Source organism: Mucilaginibacter sp. P1_D10, assembly GCF_056406215.1.
Map to the genome: position 1 here is coordinate 1 of NZ_JBFUAP010000005.1, position 17,937 is coordinate 17,937.

The 17,937-nt window shown below is 48.8% G+C and carries 13 protein-coding genes; 8 read left to right on the forward strand and 5 right to left on the reverse strand.

The annotated features are described in order from the left end of the window. Positions 1–152: 152 nt before the first annotated feature. The 3 genes from AC1DYT_RS08770 to AC1DYT_RS08780 are packed head-to-tail and all read right to left on the reverse strand — an operon-like array spanning position 153 to position 2,463. Positions 153–587: an AraC family transcriptional regulator gene (locus AC1DYT_RS08770; protein WP_477469248.1), complete on the reverse strand. Its 435-nt coding sequence runs from the start codon at positions 585–587 to the stop codon at positions 153–155. A gap of 32 nt (positions 588–619) precedes the next feature. Then, positions 620–1,504, reverse strand: coding sequence for an alpha/beta fold hydrolase (locus AC1DYT_RS08775; protein WP_477469249.1), 885 nt, complete (start codon positions 1,502–1,504; stop codon positions 620–622). Between the two features lie 26 nt (positions 1,505–1,530). Beyond that, positions 1,531–2,463: a cation diffusion facilitator family transporter gene (locus AC1DYT_RS08780; protein WP_477469250.1), complete on the reverse strand. Its 933-nt coding sequence runs from the start codon at positions 2,461–2,463 to the stop codon at positions 1,531–1,533. Between the two features lie 122 nt (positions 2,464–2,585). Between AC1DYT_RS08780 and AC1DYT_RS08785 the strand changes: the two genes are divergently transcribed. Beyond that, positions 2,586–5,399: an alpha/beta hydrolase family protein gene (locus AC1DYT_RS08785; protein ID WP_477469251.1), complete on the forward strand. Its 2,814-nt coding sequence runs from the start codon at positions 2,586–2,588 to the stop codon at positions 5,397–5,399. A gap of 100 nt (positions 5,400–5,499) precedes the next feature. On the opposite strand, the gene gpmA is transcribed toward AC1DYT_RS08785, so the two are convergent. Continuing rightward, positions 5,500–6,189, reverse strand: coding sequence for a 2,3-diphosphoglycerate-dependent phosphoglycerate mutase (gene gpmA, locus AC1DYT_RS08790; protein WP_477469252.1), 690 nt, complete (start codon positions 6,187–6,189; stop codon positions 5,500–5,502). 107 nt (positions 6,190–6,296) lie between these two features. Here gpmA and AC1DYT_RS08795 point away from each other — a divergent pair, with 107 nt between their 5' ends. The 3 genes from AC1DYT_RS08795 to AC1DYT_RS08805 all read left to right on the forward strand — a co-directional run bounded on the left by AC1DYT_RS08795 (position 6,297) and on the right by AC1DYT_RS08805 (position 13,358). Next, on the forward strand, positions 6,297–6,890 hold the full coding sequence (locus AC1DYT_RS08795) for an acetate uptake transporter (RefSeq protein WP_477460423.1): 594 nt from the start codon (positions 6,297–6,299) through the stop codon (positions 6,888–6,890). 237 nt (positions 6,891–7,127) lie between these two features. Further along, positions 7,128–7,511: an SRPBCC domain-containing protein gene (locus tag AC1DYT_RS08800; protein ID WP_477469253.1), complete on the forward strand. Its 384-nt coding sequence runs from the start codon at positions 7,128–7,130 to the stop codon at positions 7,509–7,511. A 216-nt stretch (positions 7,512–7,727) separates the two neighbouring features. Continuing rightward, positions 7,728–13,358 (forward strand): alpha-2-macroglobulin family protein, encoded by a 5,631-nt coding sequence (locus AC1DYT_RS08805; protein ID WP_477469254.1) that lies wholly within the window; start codon positions 7,728–7,730, stop codon positions 13,356–13,358. A 280-nt stretch (positions 13,359–13,638) separates the two neighbouring features. Here the strand turns inward: AC1DYT_RS08805 and AC1DYT_RS08810 are convergent, their stop codons facing one another. Beyond that, positions 13,639–14,109 carry an Lrp/AsnC family transcriptional regulator gene (locus AC1DYT_RS08810; protein WP_133232099.1) on the reverse strand — a complete coding sequence of 157 codons (471 nt, stop codon included), beginning with the start codon at positions 14,107–14,109 and terminating at the stop codon, positions 13,639–13,641. 129 nt (positions 14,110–14,238) lie between these two features. On the opposite strand from AC1DYT_RS08810, the gene AC1DYT_RS08815 reads away from it, so the two are divergent. From AC1DYT_RS08815 to AC1DYT_RS08830, 4 genes are all read left to right on the forward strand, one after another. Next, positions 14,239–14,889 (forward strand): metal-dependent transcriptional regulator, encoded by a 651-nt coding sequence (locus AC1DYT_RS08815; protein WP_477469255.1) that lies wholly within the window; start codon positions 14,239–14,241, stop codon positions 14,887–14,889. Continuing rightward, the gene (locus AC1DYT_RS08820; RefSeq protein WP_477469256.1) at positions 14,886–16,766 is read left to right on the forward strand and encodes an Nramp family divalent metal transporter; all 1,881 of its coding nucleotides are present in this window, start codon (positions 14,886–14,888) and stop codon (positions 16,764–16,766) included. Before AC1DYT_RS08815 ends, AC1DYT_RS08820 begins: the two co-directional genes overlap by 4 nt. Before the next feature lie 19 nt (positions 16,767–16,785). Continuing rightward, positions 16,786–17,235 (forward strand): SsrA-binding protein SmpB, encoded by a 450-nt coding sequence (gene smpB / locus AC1DYT_RS08825; protein WP_477469257.1) that lies wholly within the window; start codon positions 16,786–16,788, stop codon positions 17,233–17,235. A gap of 74 nt (positions 17,236–17,309) precedes the next feature. Continuing rightward, positions 17,310–17,933, forward strand: a complete 624-nt coding sequence (locus tag AC1DYT_RS08830) for a hypothetical protein (protein ID WP_477469258.1) — start codon at positions 17,310–17,312, stop codon at positions 17,931–17,933. Positions 17,934–17,937: the final 4 nt, after the last annotated feature.

Below are 17,937 nucleotides of genomic sequence, written 5' to 3' on the forward strand. Positions count from 1 at the left end.
CATTACCGAAACCGTATTTGAGTCCTAATTTAACTGAAGTCGTCCCGCCTGCAAAGTATTCCTTTATTGCTGACGCTTTTTTCTCTGAATATTCCATGTTCACACTATTTTTGTGTCAACCTATATCAGGACAAGACAGTTCAGACAAAAACTCAAACAATCCACCCATTCATCTCCGCAAAGCAATTGGGTATAAAGTTTTGCGGGGTCTTTTTCATATCAGCGTCACGCTTCAGTTCAGCTTGTTGCCATGCCGACGGTGATTGCTTTACCATACGTTTAAATAATGCCGAGAACGAACTCAGGCTATCAAAACCAATAGCGTAGCAGGCATCGGTTACCGGCATGCCAGTCTTTAGCAGCCGTTGTGCGTTATCAATCCGCACGGCAATCAAATACTGGTGAGGCGTTTTGCCATAGGTAGCCTTAAACAGACGGATGAAGTGGAACTTGGAAAAATAGGCCTCGTCGGCTATATCGTCTAAATTCAAGGGTTGATGATAATGGGTATCTATAAACAGCTTGGCCTGCACCACGCGCCGGTAGAGGTACATTTTGGGATAAAAGGCATCGGCGAGGGTGTTCATCAATCAAATTTATCTAAAGGGATTGATTGGGGCTATTTCAGAATTCGTTTTATTTTATCAACGATCAGGGTAATTACCTCCGATGATTTGATGATACGCTCGTGCCCGGCACCTGCGAAGTTCTGGCTTTGGATGGATGGGCGTTTCTCCAGAAAATCTTGCATAAATGCGTATGGCGAAATCAAATCAGCATCATCATACAGCAGCAAGTGCTCTAAATCCGCATCGAATTGGTAAAATTTATCCAAATCGTAATCAGAAGCGGGGCGGCCCACCAGTTGTGTAAAGCTATCCAAATAAGCTAGTTGCATGGCCGGCTCAACGCCAGCGGCGGTCATGCTGTACTCGAAATTTTCTTTCAGGCGGATAAGCGGCGTAATGCTGATAAACAGTTTGGGCCTTGCAGCAAACGTGTTTAAAGCCACAGTATTGGCCATGCCGCCCATCGAGTGGCCTATCAGCACATCGGGCATGCCAAATTCCGCAATTACCGCTTCTGCGGCCCCTGCAAACAGTGCCCCATTGGATAATTCCGCCGCCGAACTGCCGTTGCCGGGCACGTCGAAAGCGATTACCGTGGTATCAGGTATCTGGCGAAGGGCCGTAATCAGTTCCATAAAATCGGCCGCTTTAGAACCCCAGCCGTGCGTAATCATGATTTTGTGCGCACCCTCTCCCCATTTGAATCCGTTGAAATTTAAACTGGTATGGGTAAAATGCTCGTCGTACGTGCTGAGACTGAAGCGCTCTGCTTCGTCCAGCATTTGTTGCTGCTGCAAACGCAAGGGCATTTTTGGCGAGTAGCAGATGAGCTGCCAAAGCAGGTCGTTATATCCGGAAGCGGTATCGTCGGTTGCCTTTACCTTGGCTATAATTTGTTTCAGTTTTTTCATGCGGATAGAGATGCCGTATGGCATCCCAAAGCTATAAAATTACGCGCAGCTTAGTAGCTTTCGTCGTTCCATAAAACGTGATGTTCCAGGCTTTCGGGCTGTATCACCACAAAACGCACGAATTTGAATTCGGCCTTTACCCCGTCGCGGATGCGGTCGATAGCCACGTTGATATCCGACGTATCCATCTTCTCTTTAAAGGCCACGATAAGCATCAGCAACACCTCCGATGGCGATTGGTAGGTAGATAGGATATGCATCACCTTAACAACTTGTTCGTCGTTTTCTACGATATGGCAAATCTTATCGCGCGTTTGGGTAGATACCCCCTCGCCCATCAGCAGGCTGCGGCTCTCCCGGGCCAAAATAGCCGATACCACGATCAATATCAGCCCCACCAGCAGCGATGCCACACCATCTATATAAGGTTGGTTGAAACGGTGGCTCAGGTAAACGCATATCATCACAATGAATAAGCCAGTTACAGCCGCCGCATCTTCAAACAAAACCAAAAAGCTGGACGGGTCTTTACTCCTTACCACGGCTTGCCAGAAAGGCCTATCGCCGCGCAGCCGGTTGAATTGTCTTACGGCGATGATGAGCGATGCCCCCTCGAACACGATAGAGAGCGACAGTACCCAGTAATTGATGGTTGGGTCGCCCAATGCTTCGGGCTTGACGATATGGGCGATGCCCTGGTAGATTGACACGCCGCCGCCCAGCCCGAATATCATGATAGAAACAATGAACGACCAGAAATAAAGTTCTTTTCCGTACCCGAAGGGATGGGTGGCATCGGGCAGTTTTTTGCTTCGCGCCAGCCCCAGCAGCAGGAAGAGTTCGTTAACGGTATCTACCAATGAATGCACCCCCTCTGCAACCATGGCCGCGCTGTTGCTGATGCCGCCCGCAATAAACTTGGTTATGGCAATGAGCAGGTTGGCCACAAGGGCAGCATAAATGGATGTTTTGGATGAAGCCATAATCTAGCTGTATAATAAGCCAAACGGCTGATTGTTTGCCCAGGCTTGCCAAACTGTAACTTTTTCATTTCAAAAGTCCGTCGGGCTTTAATTTTTAGCATCTTTAAGGTTTACCATCTGCTATGAAAAATATACTACTCTCCGCCTTGCTGTTACTGGCATGCGTAAACGCGTTTGCTCAAAAAACTTCCAAAAAACCGCTCGACCAGTCGGTTTACGATGGCTGGCAGAGCATCAGCAATTCTTTGGTTAGCAACGATGGCAAATGGGTGCTCTACGTGGTAAAACCGCAGGAGGGCGATGCCAACCTGGTACTCACCGATGCCAAAAACAAAAGCCCTTTCACCGTGCCGCGCGCAGATACCGCCCGCTTTACGGCCGACTCCAAATACGCGGTGTTTATGATTCGCCCGTTTTTCAAGGATATCCGCCGGGCAAAAATAAAGAAGAAGAAACCTAACGAATTCCCTAAAGATACGCTGGGCATTACCATCGTAGGGAGTCGCACTGTAGATAAAATCCCGGCTATACGCTCGTTCAAGATTGCGGAAAAAGCTTCGGTTATCGCCTACCTCTCCCCCGCTGATACGGTGAAGAAACCCGAAGCGGGAGATACTTCCAAAAAAGCCGTAGCCACTACAATTGCGCCGCCTGTAAAAGATGGCGCAGAGCTCACCCTGAGGCAATTGCTTAACGGCAAAACCCGCGCCTTTAAATACGTAAACGATTATATACTGAGCAAAAACGGCAAGCTGCTGGCCTTTTCGGTAACCGCGCCCAAGAAATCCAAAACCGTTATTTCGGGCCTATTTGTTTACGATATAGAAAAAGACAGCCTTAAAACCATTAGCACCGGCCGGGGCAATTACCGTAACCTGGCGTTCGACGATGCCGGCAAGCAACTGGCCTTCACTGCCGAAAAGAACCCCGAGAAAGCCCTGGTGAAACCCTTCAAACTCTACTATTACAATACCACAAAAGATAGTGCAGCTGTTGTTGCCGCACAGGGCAGCAAAGGGATGCCCGCCAACTGGGCCGCCAGCGGCGATGGCCGGGTGTTTTTCAGCAAGGATGGCGCGAATTTATTCTTTGGCACCGCCCCTATACCGAAACCCGCCGATACCACTATAGTTGATTTTGAAGTTGCGCGACTGGACATCTGGAATTATAAAGACGATTACCTGCAGCCCTACCAGCTCAAAAACCTGCAGCGCGAACTGAAGCGCAGCTACCTCGATGTAATCCGTCCCGGCGTGGGGGAACAGAAACTCATCCAACTGGGCGATGAGAACATACGCGAAATAGCCTTGCCCGATAATAATAATGGCGATTATGTATTGGGCCTGGCAGATACCGGCGCTCGCGTGCAATCGCAATGGGAAGGCGGCTCGCAGCAGGAAGCTTTCCTCATCAACACCAAAACCGGCCAACGCATCCGCATCAACGCGCGTACAAAGGCCAGCTACCGCATATCTCCCGCAGGTAACTACGTGGTTTGGTTCGATTCCAAAACGCAAAACTGGTATTCTTATGCCATCGCCACCGGCAAAAAACTGAATTTAACAGCTGCCACGGGCGTAAAAATGGGCGACGAAGAAAACGACGTGCCCGATGACCCCGGCGCATACGGCATAGCCGGTTGGGAAAAAGACGACAAGAACGTGCTGATATACGACCGCTACGATATCTGGAGTATAGACCCGGCAACGGGCCATATGGTTAACCTCACCAACAATTTCGGTCGCCATAATAAGATAACTTTCCGTTACACACCAACAGATAGCGAAGAGAAATTCGTCGACCCGAAGAAACCACTTTGGCTCATCGCCCAAAACGAGGAGGATAAACAATGGGGTTATTACACCAAAACCCTGGGCACGCCCGGCGACCCTAAAAAAATGGTGGTAGCGCCTATGAGCTACAGCAGCCTGCAAAAAGCCAAAAACGCCGATGTATTTATTTATACTAAGGCCAGCTACGAGCAATCTCCCGACCTATACGTTTCCGGCGATTTGCTGAAGGAAACCAAACTAAGCGCCATCAACCCACAGCAGGCCAATTACAATTGGGGCACGGCAGAACTGGTGCGGTGGACTACACCGAAGGGCTATAAATCAAAGGGCATCCTGTACAAGCCCGAGGACTTCGACCCCAATAAAAAATACCCTATGATTGCCTACTTCTACGAAAAACTGAGCGATGGGCTGTACGCTTACCAGGCCCCTGCACCTACACCGTCGCGCTTGCCCATATCGTGGTTCGTGAGCAACGGGTATTTGGTTTTTGCGCCGGATATCAGCTATATCACTGGTCATCCCGGTGCATCGGCGGTAGAATTCGTAAACTCGGGCGTAGAGGCTTTGAAGAAGAACGCCTGGGTTGATGCTGCGCACATCGGCATACAGGGCCAAAGCTGGGGTGGCTACCAGGTTGCCTATCTCATTACCCAAACCAATATGTACGCCGCTGCCTGGGCCGGCGCGCCCGTTGCCAACATGACTTCTGCTTACGGCGGCATCCGGTGGGAAAGCGGCGTGAACCGCCAGTTCCAATACGAAAAAACGCAGAGCCGCATAGGCGCGACGCTTTGGGATAAGCCCGAGTTATATATCGAAAACTCGCCCCTGTTCCAATTCCCCAAAGTACAAACTCCGGTGGTTATCATGAGCAACGATGCCGACGGCGCCGTGCCATGGTACCAGGGCATAGAGATGTTTACCGCCCTGCGCCGGCTTAATAAACCCGTGTGGTTGCTGCAGTATAATGACGAGGCCCATAACCTGGTAAAACGCCAGAACCGCAAAGATATCAGCATCCGCGAAGCGCAATTCTTCGGTCATTTCCTCAAAGGCGAACCACTGCCCGTTTGGCTGGATAAAGGCGTACCGGCCGTGAATAAGGGTAAGGATTGGGGATTGGAAATTAACGGGCAGTAAGTCAGTGGGCAGTTTGCAGTAAAAATAGCAGTTTTCAGATGGCGGTTAGCAAAAGCTGCCTTCTGCAAACTGAGGACTGCCCACTGCGAACTGAAAACTGCTAACTGAGATAGTAATGCCTTATCTGGTTCAGCCTATCGTCCAGCTCGTAAACCCACGGGGTGGCAGTTGGTATATCCAGTTTAGCAACATCTTCATCGCTTAAGTTATCTATATATTGTATAAGCGCCCGCAGGCTGTTGCCGTGCGCGCAAATCACCACCTTTTTTCCATCGCGGATGGCCGGCACGATGGATTCATGCCAAAAGGGCAATGCCCGCGTCATGGTTTCGCTCAGGTTTTCGGTGAGGGGGAGTTCGCGGTAGGTAAGGTCGTTATAGCGCAGGTAGTGGCCGGGGAAACGCTCGTCCTGCTCGGTTATAGCAGGCGGGTGCTCTTTGGGGTCGCGCCGCCATTTGTGTACCTGTTCCTCGCCATATTTGGCAACGGTTTCGTCTTTATTAAGGCCCTGCAGGGCGCCGTAAAAGCGTTCGTTAAGCCGCCAGGACTTATGCACCGGTATCCACAGGTGATCTAGCTGTTCCAGCACAAAATGCATCGTTTTAATGGAGCGTTTCAGTACGGATGTAAAGCCGATATCGAACGTGTAGCCATGTTTGGCCAGCAGTTGCCCGGCACGTTTGGCCTGCTCTGCGCCGTCTTCAGACAAGTCTACATCCGTCCACCCGGTAAAACGGTTCTCTTTGTTCCAAACACTTTCGCCATGGCGAATCAAAACGAGTTTCTGCATAATTGTATGGTTAACGGCCAACCGGCAATTGAGTTTAATAATAATTGCTATTTAGGTGTAAATAAATTAGCTTGCATGCATAAACCAAATTTAAAACCTTTTAGCACATGATCCCAACTACTCCTGTTGTTGTGAAGGATGGCATAGCCAATCCTGCACCACTTGGCCTTTGCGCCTTCGGTATGACTACCGTTTTATTGAACATACACAATGCCGGCTTTTACGAGCTCAACACCATGATATTAGGCATGGGCATTTTTTACGGCGGGCTTGCGCAGGTTATCGCCGGCGTAATCGAAGCCAAAAAGAACAATACTTTCGGCTTAACGGCCTTTACCTCCTACGGCTTTTTCTGGCTATCGTTGGTGGGCCTCATCGTGATGCCAAAATTGGGTTGGGGCACCAAACCTACCGAAGGTGCTATGGTGGCTTATTTAAGCATCTGGGGTTTCTTTACCTTCTGCCTGTTCTTCGGCACGCTGAAACTGAACAGAGCATTGCAATTCGTATTCGCATCGTTAACTGTGCTATTCGCGCTGCTGGCTATAGGCGATGCAACGGGGAATAAGAGCATCACCACGCTTGCCGGTTATGAAGGCATCATCTGCGGATTATCGGCCATATACACCGGCATCGCAGGCGTGTTGAATGAAGTTTACGGACGGGTGGTGTTGCCCATCGGGCCGGTGGAGAGTAAATAGTAGTTGGGCGTTAGATAAAAAACGACGTCATCTTGAACTTGTTTCAAGACCCCATCATAAAAATGGCCACTGTGCAAAGCCGCTTTGCATGTTTTATACCTGCCGTGTGGGGTACCGAAACAAGTTCGGCATGACGTGATAGTATAATATTTTATAGCGATGGGCTTGACACCCATCGCTATAATTCATCTCGGCCCCATCCATCCTACTCCCATTTTTTTCCGCTAACTTGCACCCGTGAAAGACCTCAAAAAATACTACATCATCCCGGCTACGCCCGAGGAGCTATATATGGCGCTTACCAACCCCATCACCATCCAATTGTGGACGGGCGAGGAAGCCGAAATGTCTACCGAGCCCGGCTCGGAATTCTCGATGTGGGAAGGTAGTATCGTAGGCAAGAATCTGGAGTTTGAGGAAAACAAAAAAATCGTACAGCAGTGGTATTTCGACGGACAGTCGGATGAATCCATTGTCACTATCAAACTCCACGCTGATAAACACGGCACCTCGGTAGAGCTACGCCACACCAACATCCCCGACAGCGATTTCTACGACATTTCAGAAGGCTGGAACGAGGCCTACTTCGGTAGTTTGGTAGATTTTTTCTCGGAAGGATAAGCAGGAAAATCGCGCTTAATCCCCTACCGTCAAATTACCTTTAATGAGTAACGAAACCCTGCCCCTTTGCCTGTCCGCGACAGCTCAATTTTATGGCTTTACGCCACAATAAGGGCCATTTTCGCCTAATTCCTCTTTGCGAAAATATTTATTGAATAACTCAATATTTATTCAATAAAACTTATTTAAATTCAGGGAAAATAACACGCCTATTCCATGAACTACATTTACAACCTTTTCCGTTCGCGAAGAGGGCCGGCCATTGTGGCTGCAACACTGATCCTGATAGCTATAAGTATTTCCCTCATCCGCGCCAACAACCGTAAAAAGGGCGGTGCCGAGTTCAGCCGGTACATCGAATCGTACACCACGGGGGTAATTTCAAAGCAAAGTTCCATCCGCATCAAACTTGCAGGCGAGGTGCAGGTAACCCATGCGCGCGGCGAAGAACTGAGCGATGATGTATTCGAATTTTCTCCATCTATCAAAGGAAAGGCCTATTGGATAGACGAGCGCACCATCGAGTTCCGCCCCGAAGGCAAGCTCGACCCGGATAAAAAATACGATGCAACTTTCAACCTGGGCAAAATTGTTAAAGTAGCCAGCGAGTACGAAGAATTCAAGTTCGATTTCCAAACCATCAAGCCCGATTTCAGCATCGATTTCTTCGGCCTCACCAGTGCCACCAACACCTCGGCAGATATGATGAAGCTTACGGGCACATTGGAAACCGCCGATAACGAGAGCCCCGAAAAAATAGAAAAGCTGCTCAGCGCAGCTTATGCTACTCCGGTAAAAATAAGCTGGCAGCACAACGGCGTAACCAAAACGCATAAATTCACCATCAGCGGCATCAAACGCTCAACTAGTGCATCGTCTCTTAAAGTAAACTGGGATGGCAGCGGCCTTGACATCGAAAAAACGGGTACCCAAAGCTTCGAGGTGCCTGCAATCGGCGATTTTAAGGTTTTGGATATAAAAGCCATACAAGATAACGACCAATACGTAGCAGTACAATTCTCAGACCCCATTATGGTGGGCCAGGAACTTAGCGGCCTCATTACCCTGGCCGATATCACCAACGCTGCCTACACCATTGATGGCAGCGTGGTAAAAGTTTACGCACCCGAGCGGCTTGAAGGCAGCTTCGCCGTAACCGTAAACGAGGGTGTGGAGAGTTATTTCCGCAAAAAAATCACAAAAAGCTATTCGGGCAATGTGTTCTTCGAGAACAGGCTGCCGGCAGTTACCATCCCCGGCAAGGGCGTTATCCTGCCCGATTCGGGGAGGCTGATGATGCCTTTCGAAGCCGTGAACCTAAAGGCGGTAGATGTAACCATCATCAAAATATACGAAAACAACGTGCCGCAATATTTCCAGGGCAACGGTTTCGATGGCGGCAACCAGTTGCGGCAGGTGGGCAAGCCTATCTTGCAAAAAACCATTTCGCTTACCGAGGACAAAGGGCTAAACCTGCATAAAAAGAATAGGTTCATGCTTGATGTAGATAAACTTTTCCGTGCCGAACCGGGGGCCATATACCGCGTGGTGATCGGTTTCAGGCAGGAGTATTCTTTATACAATTGCAAAAACGGCACGGCTGTATTAAAAAGCACTGGCAACGAGGGCGATGGCGACGAAGGAGAAGGTGAATACTATGGCGGCGATAGCTACGGCAACAATAGCGGCACAGTAAGCGATGAGGACGATGATTTCTGGTCGAGGTATGATAATTATTACCCGGAGGGCTACGATTGGGAAAAACGCGAAGATGCCTGCGATAACTCGTATTACACCAAAGATCGCTGGGCAATGCGCAACATCATCGCCTCCAACATCGGCCTCATCGTAAAACGCGGCAGCGACAACAACATCACCATAGCCGTTACCAATATCCTCACCGCCGAACCAATGAAAGGCGTGAGCCTGGAGTTGCTGGATTACCAGAAACAGGTTATCGTAAAAGGCACCTCCGATGGCGACGGTATGGCTATCCTTACAACTAAACGCAAGCCTTACCTGCTGGTTGCCAAACACGGCAAAGAACGCGGCTACTTAAAATTAGACGATGGCAGCTCGCTGCCGCTCTCTCGTTTCAATGTTGGCGGCGAGGAAGTGCAGAACGGCCTTAAAGGCTTTATCTACGGCGAGCGCGGCGTTTGGCGCCCCGGCGATTCGATATTCACCACCTTTATATTGGAGGATAAACAGAAAACCCTCCCTGCCGATCACCCCGTGCAATTCGAGCTATTCAACCCCGCAGGGCAGCTGTACAAAAAAATCACCCGCACCAGTTCGGTAGATGGCTTTTACAGTTTCCATACGGCTACTGAGACAACTTCGCCAACGGGCAACTGGTCGGCCAAGGTAACCGTTGGCGGTGCCATATTCGAGAAGAAGATAAAGGTAGAAACCATTATGCCTAACCGCCTTAAGCTGAAACTCGATTTCGGCGGGGCTACCGAGCTTACCAAGGGTAATGGTGCCAGCGGCAAGCTAAGCGCCCAATGGCTGTTCGGCGGGGCTGCGCAGAATTTAAAAGCTAAGGTGGATGCTTTCTTGTCGTCGCAGCAAACCGCTTTCCCGGGTTTCGATGGTTATGAGTTCGACGACCCAACCCTGGCCTTCAACACTCAGACACAAACCGTTTTTGATAGCAAGCTGGATGAAAACGGCACGGCCAACATCAATACGGATATCAACGTGGAAGGTCAGGCCCCCGGCCAGTTACGCGCCAACTTCGTGGTAAAAGTTTTCGAAGCCGGTGGCAACTTCAGCCTGCAGCAAACCGCTATGGATTATAACGTTTACCCCGGCTATGTAGGGCTAAAAGCGCCAAAAGGAAGCGAAATGTCGGGCATGCTGGTTACCGATAAAGACCATGTTATCGACATTGTAGACGTTGACACCAAAGGCAAGCTATTTGCCGGCACGCGCAAAGTTGAACTGGAACTTTACAAAATACAATGGCGCTGGTGGTGGGATAACAGCGGCGACGAGATGAGCAACTTTACCCAGGATAAATACAATAAACTGGTGCGCGTGGGTACAGTTACTTTGAATAATGGCCGCGGCAGGTACACGCTCAACATACCGCAGGCAGATTGGGGCCGTTACCTTATCCGCATAAAAGACCCGGAAACAGGGCACTCTACGGGGAAAATTATTTATGCCGACTGGCCAAACTGGTCGGAAAGGTTGCAGCAAAGCTCCCCTACCGATGCCGCGATGCTCTCCTTTACGTCCGACAAAACGAGCTACAAAGTGGGCGACGATGCCACGCTTACTATACCAACCGGTGCCGATGGGCGCGCGCTCATCAGTTTCGAAAACGGCACCAAGGTGATAAAAACCACATGGATAGATACCAAAAAAGGCGAAACGCGCTACACCTTTAAGGTAGATGAAGCCATGGCGCCAAACGTTTTCGTGAACGTAACGCTGCTGCAGCGCCACTCGCAAACCAAAAACGATTTGCCTATACGCATGTACGGTGCTATACCGCTCTCGGTAGATAACCCGGCAACTACGCTGAAGCCGGTGATAACCATGCCGGATAAGTTACGGCCCGAAACGCAATCGGCTATCACGGTTTCCGAAGCCAACGGCAAAGCCATGACCTATACCATCGCTTTGGTAGATGAAGGTCTGCTGGATATTACCAATTACCAAACGCCTAACCCGCACGATGCTTTCTACGCCCGCGAGGCCCTTGGTGTAAAAACCTGGGACTTGTACGATTTCGTCATCGGCGCATTTGGCGGTGGCTTAGAGCGCATCCTCAGCATAGGTGGCGACGGTACCGGCGGCCCTAAGAAAAACGTAACGGTAAACCGCTTTAAACCTGTGGTGAAATTCCTGGGGCCGTTCCGTTTGGAGAGCGGCGGGAGCCAAACCACTAAATTCACGCTGCCGCAATACGTCGGCTCTATAAAAGCGGTAGTTATTGCCGGGCACGATGGTGCCTACGGCACCGCCGAAAAGGTAGTGGCGGTCAAAAAGCCATTGATGATACTGGCCACCCTGCCGAGGGTGCTGGGCCCATCAGAAAAAGTGCAGTTGCCGGTAACGGTTTTTGCCATGGAGAACAACATCAAACAGGTAACGGTGCAGGTGCAATCAAACGCGTTCAGCAATCTGGGCGGCAACAACACCCGTGTCGTTACCTTTACCAAACCGGGCGACCAGCTGGTTACTTTCGATTTAGACGTGCGGGATTTCGTGGGCATCGGCAAGGTGCGGATTACGGCCAAATCGGGCAGCGAAAGCACGGCTTACGATGTAGAGCTTAACGTACGGAACCCCAACCCGCCGGTAACGCGCGTACTGGAGAAAGAATTGAAACCGGGCGAAACCTGGTCGGTACCCTACACGGCCATCGGCATCAACGGCACCAATAAAGCCACGCTGGAGGTTGCCAGCATACCGCCGTTAAACCTGGGCAAACGCTTGAGTTATTTGATCACCTATCCGCATGGCTGCGTAGAGCAAACAACCTCATCGGGCTTCCCGCAGTTGTACCTGAGCCAGCTGCTGGATCTCTCGCCACGCCAAAAGGCCGAAAGCGACCGGAATATCAAACTTACCATTAACCGCCTTAACGGCTTTAGGGTGAATAGCGGCGGCCTAAGCTATTGGCCGGGTTATGGCGATGCCGACGAGTGGGGAACCAATTACGCAGGCCATTTCTTACTGGCTGCACAGGCAAAGGGTTATAACCTGCCCGCAGGCATGATTAACGACTGGAAACGTTACCAAAAACAAAAAGCCGTTAACTGGTCACCAGATCCGCGTACCAACATACACGATTATTATTACTATACCGATTTGGTGCAGGCCTACCGCCTTTATCTGCTGGCACTCTCCGGCTCGGCTGAGTTAGGTGCCATGAACCGCTTGAAAGAATACCAGTACCTAAGCGTAGAAGCGCGCTGGCGTTTAGCAGCAGCCTATAAACTTGCCGGGCAGCCGGAAGTTGGCTTGCGAATGATAAAAGGTTTGAATACCGATATCGCCCCGTACAATTCGATGTACGGAACCTATGGGTCAGACCTCCGCGATGAGGCCATGATTTTGGAAACGCTCACCTTGTTTGGGCAACGCCAAAAGGCTGCTGAACTGCTGCGTTCAGTAGCGGCCAAGCTTTCGGTAGATGATTGGTACAGCACGCAAACTACGGCTTATTCGCTTGTGGCGATTGCGGAATATTGCGGACAGAATAAATCGGGGGCCAAGCTGTTATTCAACTACCAGGCGAATAAGGATAAGGCAAACGTCAATTCCGATTCGTACATGTGGCAGGCTCAATTGGCGGCCAATGGCGGTAATGTGACTATGACAAACAACGGCAAAAATCAGCTATACGTAAGGCTGATACAGCAAGGCCAGCCATCGCCTAGCCAGGATGTTGAGTCGCATGAGGACCCGGATGTACTGCAGATGCGCGTGGCTTACACCACCCTGGGCGGCACCCCTATCGACCCAACCAAACTAAAACAAGGGACTGATTTCGTTGCCCAGGTAAATATCAAAAACCCGGGCAAACGCGGCCGTTACGATAATATGGCGCTTACGCAGATATTCCCTTCGGGATGGGAGATACTGAACACCCGGATGCTGAATAACGATGAGGCCTTTAAATCGTCCCCATCCGATTACCGCGACATCCGCGATGACCGGGTGAACACCTATTTCAGTTTATACGAAGGGACGGAGGTAACTTACTACGTGATGCTGAACGCAGCCTACGCCGGTAAATATTACCTGCCGGCGGCCTATTGCGAAGCCATGTACAACCACGATATCAACGCGCTACTGAAAGGGCAATGGGTTGAGGTGGTGAAATAAACCGGGATTAAACCGATTATCCGAATTTAGAGATTTTTGAAAAAACTGTTATCATAGCGATGGGTTGAACCCATCGCTATTTTTTATGCCGCAATCCGCTCCTTATAACGACGCGCCCGGGGCACCTTCCTGAATACTCAATGACGCTGTGGTTATAGTGCAAACGCCCTTCAAGCAAAGCTTGAAGGGCGTTTTATATAGCTGCAATCTGCGTATTTAACTTTTCAACTGCRCATTTTTCTTCATCTGAAATCTGCACATCCGAAATCTGCACATCTACCTAGTATTCCAGCGGCACTATTGGCTCTTTTTTGCTAGTGCTCATAATCATCATGGTTTGGAATGTTTTTACCACCGTGATGCGGCTGATTTTATCCATAATGAGGCGCTCGTACGATTTAATGTCGCGAACGTAAACCTTCAGCAGAAAATCGCATTGGCCGGTTACGTGGTGGCACTCGGTAACTTCCTTAATGGTTTGTATCTCATCCAAAAAAGTCTGGATGGTGTTCTTCTGGTGGAAATCTAAGGATATCTGTATAAACGTCTTGATGCCAAGGCCCAGCTTCTCCTCATCTACCAGGGCATGATAGCTTTTGATGTATTCGGCGTTCTCCAGTTTGCGCACGCGCTCCAGGGTGGGCGCCGGTGAAAGCCCTATTTCGGTGGATAGCTGCAGGTTGGTTATGCGGCCATTTTCCTGTAATATCTTGAGTATTTGGAGGTCTATCTTATCTAATTCAGCTGCCATGGTACATGCAAATATAAAATAATCTATAGCACGCAAAATATAATTCCACATAAATATCGCCTAACCAAACAAATAAAAAAATTAAGGCTATTTTTAGACAAGTCTAAAAATATTATTATATTTGCCTAAATGAATACATTAGCCGAGGAAAATTATTTGAAAGCCATATACAAACTGGCTGTGCTTAGCCCAAACGTAAGCACCAACCAGATAGCGGCTTCGCTGGAAACAAAAGCATCATCGGTTACCGATATGCTACGCAAATTATCAGACAAAACCCTTATTAACTACACCCGCTACCAGGGCGTGAGTCTTACAGAGGCGGGTGAAAAGGTGGCCATCAACATCATACGCAAGCACCGCCTTTGGGAATACTTTTTGGTAGAGAAGCTGAATTTTAAATGGGACGAGGTACACGCCATGGCCGAAGAGATGGAGCATATATCATCGAACGAACTGATAGACCGGCTGGATGAATTCATGGGATTCCCCAAGCGCGACCCGCACGGCGACCCGATACCCGACTGCAACGGCCATTTTAAAACGAACGACCTTAAACCAATTTCCGCCCTACCTGTTGGTGCCGGGAGTATCATATCGGGCGTTCTGGACCACTCGGTGGCTTTCCTTCAATACCTGGATAAGCAGGGCCTGGTAATTGGCAAACAAATAACGGTGAAAGAAATAATCAGTTACGATAACACCGTAGTACTGCAAATGGATAACAAAGTTTTACAGATAAGCCGCGAAGTGGCCAATAACCTTTTGATAGCTATATGATAACAAACGAATCGTTGGGCAATGTGCACAACTCGGTAGGTACCGAAAATAAAACCGGCTGGCGCAAATTGTTCTCATTTTTAGGCCCCGCCTATTTGGTAAGCGTTGGTTATATGGACCCGGGCAACTGGGCCACCGATTTAGCCGCAGGCAGCCAGTTTGGTTACAAGTTGATATGGGTATTGCTTTTATCGAACATGATAGCCCTGCTGCTGCAAAACCTATGTGTACGGCTGGGTATAGTGCGCGGGCTCGATCTGGCGCAGGCATCCAAGCACTCCTACCCACGTTTCGTGAATTTTTGCCTGTACATATTGGCGCAGATATCTATCATAGCCTGCGACCTTGCCGAAGTTATTGGTATGGCCATTGGTTTAAACCTGCTATTCGGCCTGCCTTTGATATGGGGCGTATCTATCACGATGCTGGATACCTTGCTGCTTTTGTTTTTGCTGAATAAGGGCATGCGCAAATTAGAAGGCTTTATTATCTCGCTGATATTTATAGTAGGATTAGCCTTTTTATTGGAGATGTTTATTGTGCAGCCACATGTAATTGATGTTGCCAAGGGCTTTATCCCCACGGCATTGAACGAGCGGTCGTTATATTTGGCTATTGGCATTATCGGTGCTACAGTAATGCCACATAACCTTTACCTTCACTCCTCACTGGTGCAAACGCGAAAAATAGACCGGACTGAAGAGGGAATAAAAAACGCCATCCGTTACAACTTTTGGGATACCACCATAGCATTAAACCTGGCATTTTTTGTAAACGCAGCCATATTGATACTGGCAGCAACCGCCTTTTTTGGCCGGGGTTACCACGAGGTGGCCGAGATACAGGATGCGCACAAGCTGCTTACCAATATATTCGGTAAGCTGGCACCCGCCCTTTTTGCCATAGCTTTGATTGCCGCTGGCCAAAGTTCAACAGTAACAGGCACCCTTGCCGGACAAATTATTATGGAAGGGCACCTTAACCTGCGTATTGCACCCTGGCTAAGGCGTTTGCTCACCAGGATATTTGCCATAGTACCCGCGTTTTTTACCATACTATATGCCGGAGAAGAAGGATTGGGTAAACTACTGATATTAAGCCAGGTGGTGCTGAGCCTGCAATTGGGTTTTGCCATTATCCCGCTGATACATTTTACATCGGATAAAAAGCGGATGGGTAAATTTGCTACCAGCCTGCCTTTAAAGGTTTTGGCCTGGGTATTTGCCGTGTTGATAGTTGGTTTGAATGCAAAGCTGGTGGTGCAAGTGATAGGTGCCTGGGCCGAAGCAAACCAGGGATCGGCCAATTTGGTACACTTTGTAATAACGCCGATTACTGTTGGTGTTGCAGCGCTGTTGCTATACGTTTTCCTGCGCCCGCTTTTGTATAAACATACCGATCATCGCACTTACATCCCACATGGCATTGCGGCTTCGCTGGATAATTTGGAAGCAGTGCATTACAATCATATCGCCGTTACCATCGATTTTTCGAAAAACGACCAGGACTGCATACGCCATGCTTTAATGCAAGGCGGCAAAAAAGCAAAATACAGTTTAATACATGTGGTAGAAACAGCAGGTGCGCGCTACTATGGCAAACAGGTAATGGATAACGAAACCCAAAGCGACGTAAGCAACCTGGATAAATATGTAGAAGCATTAACCAAACTAAATTACAACGCCGAAGCAAAAATTGGTTACGGTGGCCCGGCAACCGCTATTGCCGAAATTGTGAACAGCGAGGGCATCGATTTCATCGTGATGGGTTCGCACGGGCATAAAGCGCTTAAGGACCTTATTTTTGGCACCACTGTTAACAGCGTGCGGCACAAGGTAAACGTGCCTGTGCTGGTTGTTAAACCAGCCGCAAAATAATTTGCATATTTGCACCGTAATGAAGCAGGACATCTATATCAAGAATAAAAAGGCATACTTTGAGTACCACATACTGGATAAATATGTGGCGGGCATACAATTGCTGGGCACCGAGATAAAATCTATCCGCGAGGGCAAAGCCAACGTGAACGATGCCTTTTGCACCTTTATTGGCAACCAGCTTTATATACGCAACCTGCATATCTCCGAATATACGTTCGGCTCGTTTTACAACCATGAGGCCAAGCGCGACCGCGTATTGCTGCTCAACAAAAAGGAACTCAAAAAACTACTTACCCGCAGCGAAGAAAAAGGACTCACTATAGTACCCCTGGCCATGTTCATCAGTGAACGCGGCTTCGCCAAAGTTGAGATAGCCCTGGCCCAAGGTAAAAAGACTTTCGACAAGCGCGAAACCATGAAAGAGCGCGATACCAAGATTGAGATGGATAGGGCACTGAAGCGGTAGGTTCAAGCCCGTTCTTTCAGCGAAACCGAACTGATAGACCTTTTAAAGCTCATTTCAAAAGAAAGCTAAAAACCATGAAACCACTTTACCTTATCCTTATCGCCACCTTAATTATCGCTTCCTGTGGACATAAAAAAACACTTACTAAAGCAATAGACACTGCGAAAGTTGTTAAGGTTACCCTAATGCCTCCTCCACCTTTACATGAAGTTGAGGTGCCGCCGCCAATAGACACAAGCCATAAGCTATCAACTTATTCGGCGCAAAGGTTCTTTTCGGATACGGTTGCGAAAGATAAGTTCATCATTTCTTTGTACGGTACAAACGCACAGAACGGCACATTTGCGTTGAAGATATTCAATCCGGCAAATAAGCTGATATATGAAAATATTTGCGAGGTTTCTGACTTTATATTGAGCTATGAGCAGTTAAAACCCAAACAACAGACCGATACTGTTGCTTCAATAATGAAGCATTTTTTCGACGATGATAACTTCCATCAGCCAGCGTTACGTGAAAACGAGAAAATGGACGACGACCTGGCAAATCACAGTGAAGCCGTTCGGGCCGATTGGAATGAAATTAAAACAGACAACAAGGCTATCAGCTTCAGATATCGATTCGATTACAAAACCGTAGAAAGCATTGCTTTTTCCAAAAAACAACAAAAGGTAATAACAGTATTTTATATCTGGTAAACCC